This is a genomic window from Mesorhizobium sp. M0174 (genome assembly GCF_040322275.1).
GTDB lineage: Bacteria > Pseudomonadota > Alphaproteobacteria > Rhizobiales > Rhizobiaceae > Mesorhizobium.
On the sequence record NZ_JAMYTB010000052.1, the window covers coordinates 1 to 4,887 of the forward strand.

The window sequence follows — 4,887 nt, forward strand, 5'->3', positions numbered from 1 at the left end:
CGTCACCCATTATGACTCGGAGTGATCGGCGCCGGCGCGCCGACGAACGAGAGACTAACCATCAAGGCGATTTCGGGAAAGGTGCCTTGGCGCACCGCTTACTCATCAGAATTGTCGCGCCACACTTGAGCGCCGCGGTACAGGCTCCAATCTGGTCGGCCAGTGTGGAAAGGTTGAGGTCGATGCCCTCGCCGGCATAGTGCTCGCTCTGCCGGTTCAGCGGCTGGTGCGGGCGAACTTCTCGAACCGGATCATCGTCAAGAGGTTCGGCCTGGCAAAGCCGCGCGGCGTCACATGCCGGCGGATGCGAGATCTTCTCGCATTCGCGGCAAGAGAACTTTTCGCGCACGGTCTGGATCACCTCCAGCGTCTCGGTAACGTCCTCGCCAAGCTTGGCCAGCTTGCCCGAAGGCAACACGGGCAGTTCGCCGGCGCGGCTATGACCACCCGCTCACGCGGCAGATGTTCGGGGAAGGCTTGCACGATGGTCGCTTGCGCTCGGACGCCCTGACCGTCGAGGAGCGTGCCGCCAGTTCCGCCGCCAATTCGTCCTGGCTGGCGTCGGCTTCCAGCTCCTCAAGCTGCAACTCCATCTGTTCGAGAAGCCGCGCCTTGCGCTCCGAGCGGCTGCCATGGATTCGCGCTTCAGCTTCTCGATCTCCAGCCTGGCCGGGCAATCAGCGCATCCAAGTGCGAGTTCACGGCTTGCGCGCGGGCGGCGTAGGCGAGATCATCGAGAATCGGGAGATGGAATGGAACTTGTCGAGCTTGGCCAGAGCGCTCTCGAGCGCTAGGTCTCGGCGTTCCGTCTGAAGCTTCTGGACGAGGTCGGTTGTTCTGGTGAAGAGCACCCGGCAGCCATTCTCGATGAGCGCAAGGCCGATGGCTGAAGAACAGAAGCAGGTTCGCCCCTTCTCCAGCCAGCTGTCGCCGGAATACATGGGTCTCGACACCAACGCATTCAGCGCGCCCCTGTATACGACGTGTGCCGCTGCCGTCCACTTCGGACCTTGGCCTCATGCACGCGCTCAAATCGAATGAGGATCGCGGCTATCTGCGCCGGTTGGCCATGTAACGGACGTGTAATTGTGGAGAGGCAGAGGATCGGATCGGTCACCCCATTCTGGGCTGGCTCCCAGCACCCTCCGCGGCATCGCCGTATTCGTGAAATGCGCTTGATGTCAGTGTTTGAGCACGCGCGATAGGAACGTCCGGGTGCGCTCACTAGTCGGTTTGTCGAAGATCTGCGCGGGCGGCCCCACCTCGACGATCGCACCATTATCCATATAGATAACGCGGTCGGCAACTTCGCGGGCGAAGGCCATCTCATGCGTGACAATCATCATTGTCATGCCATCAGTGCGGAGTTCGCGCATGACGTCCAGCACCTCGCCGACCAATTCCGGATCGAGCGCCGATGTGGGTTCGTCGAACAACATAACGTGCGGTTCCATCGCCAGCGAACGGGCAATGGCGACGCGCTGCTGCTGTCCGCCCGACAACTTGCCGGGATATTTTTGCGCCTGGTCTCGCAGACCAACACGTTCGAGCAGACGCATTGCGATAGCCTGCGCCTCCTCGCGCGACTTGCCGCGAACCCGCATCGGGGCAAGGGCGATGTTCTCCATCACCGTCTTATGCGGAAATAGGTTGAACTGCTGGAACACCATTCCTACGCCGCGTCTGATTTGATGGAGCGCCTTCTCGCCACCGCCCAATTCCAGGTCCTTGATCGTTGGCATGGAAAATCCGTCAACCACCAAGGAACCGCTCTCATGCGTCTCCAGCCCATTGACGCAGCGAATCAGTGTGGACTTGCCCGAGCCGCTGGCGCCGATCAGCACCAGCACCTCACCGGTCGCAACCGACAAGGTCACGTCGCGCAATGCCTGGAACGAACCATAAAACTTGTTGACCTCGTCAAAGGCCACCATCGCTGGCCCGGATTCATCGGATCGCACTATCATCAACGCGTACTCCTATTCATATGGGCCTCCATCCGGCGCGATCCAAAAGTAATCGCCGAGCCGATAACGAAATAGACGGTAAACATGAACACGTAGACTTCATTTGTCTGACCGCTGGCATTTGGATCTGCTAATATCAATTGTCCAGCGCGAAGGAAGTCCATCAGTCCGATGATAAAGACGAGCGTCGCGCCATTGAAAACGTCGAGCACGTTACCGACCAGCGCCGGCTGTACCACTCGGAGGGCCTGCGGCAGAACTATTTCAGTCGAAATCGTCCAATCCGACATACCCAGCGAGCGAGCCGCCTCCCGCTGTCCGTGCGGCACGGCTTGGAACCCGCTGCGCACATACTCGGCCACATAAGCGGCATTGAAGATAGTGTATCCGACCATGCCGCGCGCGAGCGAGGACATCGAAACTTCGGGCATGAACAGCGGCACGGTGATCCAAATCCAGTAGACGACGAGAATCAGTGGCACCGACCGCATCACCTCGATATACCCAGTGCAGCAGGCCCTCAGACTGGGATTTTTGCTCGAGCGGCCGAACGCAAGCAGAATTCCGAGCGGCAGAGACGCCGTTGAAACGACGACCGTGAGCATGACGCTGAGCAGAAGCCCGCCCCAGCGATCAAGCCCGGGCGGAGCTAGGACAAATACGGCTGCCCCGCAGGCAGTCAGCCATATAGCTACACCAAATCGACGCGACCAAGGCAGTTGCACGGCGCCGACCGCAGTGCACAGAATGGCGAGGGCCAACCAGGCACGCCATGTTTGCTCCACCGGGTACAACCCGAACAGCAGCAACCGAAGGCTCTCGTATATCCGTGCCCAGTGTGCCTCCCAGATGACCCAATGCAGCAAGACCACTGAAAGCCAGCCAAGCGCCGCGGCGATGAGTATCGAAAGAATAGAATCGATAGGGTTCGCAAAAAGGTTGCGGCGGAGCCAGCTATGCAATGTCGTGACCATCACGCTCTCTCCAGGGCGAACCGTCTATTTACAACGTTCGTCAACGCGCTGATTACCCAACTGAGAAGCAGGTAAACCCCCATGACGATAAGGACGGTCTCGAAATCGCGGCCAGTCTGGTTGGCCACAGTGCCGCTCACGCTAAACAAGTCGGGAAAGCCGATCGCAATACCGATCGACGTATCCTTTGTGAGGCTGATATAGCGGTTGGTTAGAGAAGGTATGATAATTCTGAATACTTGTGGGAGCACGATGTCTCTGATCGTATCGCGCCGCGACAAACCCAGTGCCGCGGCCGCTTCCCACTGCCCTTTAGGCAACCCTTCGATTGCACCGCGAACGATCTCTGAGATGTACCCGGCGCTGTTTACCATGATGGCAATTAGGATGGCAGACATCTCTGGCGTAAAGTGCAATCCGCCGGTCGCGCCGAAACGTCCAAGCACCGGCAAATCAAGATCAATACGCAAACCTGTTGTGTAACTCGCACCAGCAAAACATAGTCCGGCGCCCAATAAAGCGATACGCCACCGCGTAGGGAAGCGGCGCAGGCACGCCGCCGCCAGGAAAGCGATTGCGACGGCGACCAATAGAGATGACGCGGGCTCCGAGCCCTCTGCTAGGTGCGGTAACGGCAAAAAGACCCCGGATTGTTCTGCAACAAACCATCTACGGACGGTTGTTGTGCTCGCGGCCGAAGGCAACTGCAGCAACACCGCAAAATACCAGAACATCAGCTGGATCAGTATGGGCGTGTTCCGGATGAATTCGCCAATCGCGAAGGCCAGATTCCGAACTAGCCAATTGGTCGACAAACGAAAAACGCCCAAGGCAACTCCAATCATTGTCGAGAATGCGATGGCCAGAAGGGCCACTTTGACCGTGTTGAAGAGGCCCGCTTCCAGCATCGCCAGATTGGATGATGCGGCGTCCACAGTATCGAAAATTGGCGCCCACCCGCTCCAAATGGGCGCCAACCCCTCGCTTATGCTGAATCGGGAAGGTGCAGACAAATAAGCAAAACTGAAGTCGACGCCACGGCTTGCTAGGTTTTGTTGGATCGCCAACCCCCCCAGTATTACAAACCCAAGAACGGCCGCTACTATGGCACCATGAGTCAGCTTGTATCGCACCCAAGCAACGTATCGCTTAGCCGATGGCGTTGCGCGCGAGGATCGCCACGGTCTTGTTTTTGCTACTATCATGCCCCGGTCCGATGCATTGCCACGTGGTTGATCGACGCCGAACTCCGCCTACTCCCAAGGAGGCGAGTACAGGAGTCCGCCGTTAACCCATGAGGCATTGGGGGTGCCGGTTCGGTCGATATAATAAGGCGTCTTCGGGCCCAGGTTGCGGTCGTAGATCTCGCCGTAGTTGCCGACGGCTTTGATCATATCGGCCGCAAAGCTATTGGATACGTTGAAGTCCGTGCCGAAACCGCTCTCCGCGCCGAGAAACTTTCGGATGACCGGATCGGGTGATTTTTTCATCTCCTCCACGTTGGCAGCCGTGATACCCCACTCCTCCGCCTGAAACAGCCCGAAGACAGTCCATCTCAACAGGTTGCGCCATTTCGAGTCATTCGCAGCGACGAAGCCGGCAAATGGCGATTTGCCGGTTCCTTCGCGGAGGATTTTGTAGTCTTCGGGTTTGGGGGAGCTGCCGCGCCAACCGGCCAGGGCAGTTTTGTCCGTTGCCATCGCGTTGCACCGGCCGCTGCCCAAAGCCGCAAACACCTTGTCGTCGGAATCGAACGTCAAAACCTTGATGTTCGTTATGTTCTGAGACTTGAATAGGTTCGCAAGGGCAACCTCTGTAGCGGTTCCCTGTGTCGTGCAAATCGTTCCACCGGCAAGATCCTTAACCGTCTCAACGCCGGATGACGTCTTTACCATAAACCCGCCGGCATCGTAAAAGTAGAGCGGCAGAAAATCGACCGCGATCGC

The 4,887-nt window shown here is 58.2% G+C and carries 5 protein-coding genes and 1 pseudogene; all 6 read right to left on the reverse strand.

The features are described from left to right. Nucleotides 1–124: 124 nt before the first annotated feature. Nucleotides 125–741, reverse strand: a pseudogene (locus NKJ13_RS31255) (transposase); the annotation flags it as partial. Further along, nucleotides 699–941, reverse strand: a complete 243-nt coding sequence (locus NKJ13_RS31260; protein WP_352779534.1) for a P-loop NTPase family protein — start codon at nucleotides 939–941, stop codon at nucleotides 699–701. The pseudogene NKJ13_RS31255 and the gene NKJ13_RS31260, both read right to left, overlap by 43 nt. A 240-nt stretch (nucleotides 942–1,181) precedes the next feature. Continuing rightward, the gene (locus tag NKJ13_RS31265) at nucleotides 1,182–1,934 is read right to left on the reverse strand and encodes an amino acid ABC transporter ATP-binding protein (protein ID WP_352691994.1); all 753 of its coding nucleotides are present in this window, start codon (nucleotides 1,932–1,934) and stop codon (nucleotides 1,182–1,184) included. A gap of 32 nt (nucleotides 1,935–1,966) precedes the next feature. Continuing rightward, entirely contained in the window at nucleotides 1,967–2,941 is a 975-nt protein-coding gene (locus NKJ13_RS31270; protein ID WP_352779527.1) for an amino acid ABC transporter permease, read from the reverse strand. Further along, entirely contained in the window at nucleotides 2,941–4,008 is a 1,068-nt protein-coding gene (locus NKJ13_RS31275) for an ABC transporter permease subunit (protein WP_352779530.1), read from the reverse strand. Before NKJ13_RS31275 ends, NKJ13_RS31270 begins: the two co-directional genes overlap by 1 nt. A 186-nt stretch (nucleotides 4,009–4,194) precedes the next feature. Beyond that, a partial coding sequence (locus NKJ13_RS31280; RefSeq protein WP_352779532.1) for an ABC transporter substrate-binding protein occupies nucleotides 4,195–4,887 on the reverse strand: 693 nt, incomplete at its 5' end.

Bases quoted from the DNA above. Each gene is read 5' to 3' on its own strand.
- NKJ13_RS31260 (WP_352779534.1), bottom strand. From the start codon at position 941: ATGTATTCCGGCGACAGCTGGCTGGAGAAGGGGCGAACCTGCTTCTGT.
- NKJ13_RS31265 (WP_352691994.1), bottom strand. From the start codon at position 1,934: ATGGTGGCCTTTGACGAGGTCAACAAGTTTTATGGTTCGTTCCAGGCA.
- NKJ13_RS31270 (WP_352779527.1), bottom strand. From the start codon at position 2,941: ATGGTCACGACATTGCATAGCTGGCTCCGCCGCAACCTTTTTGCGAAC.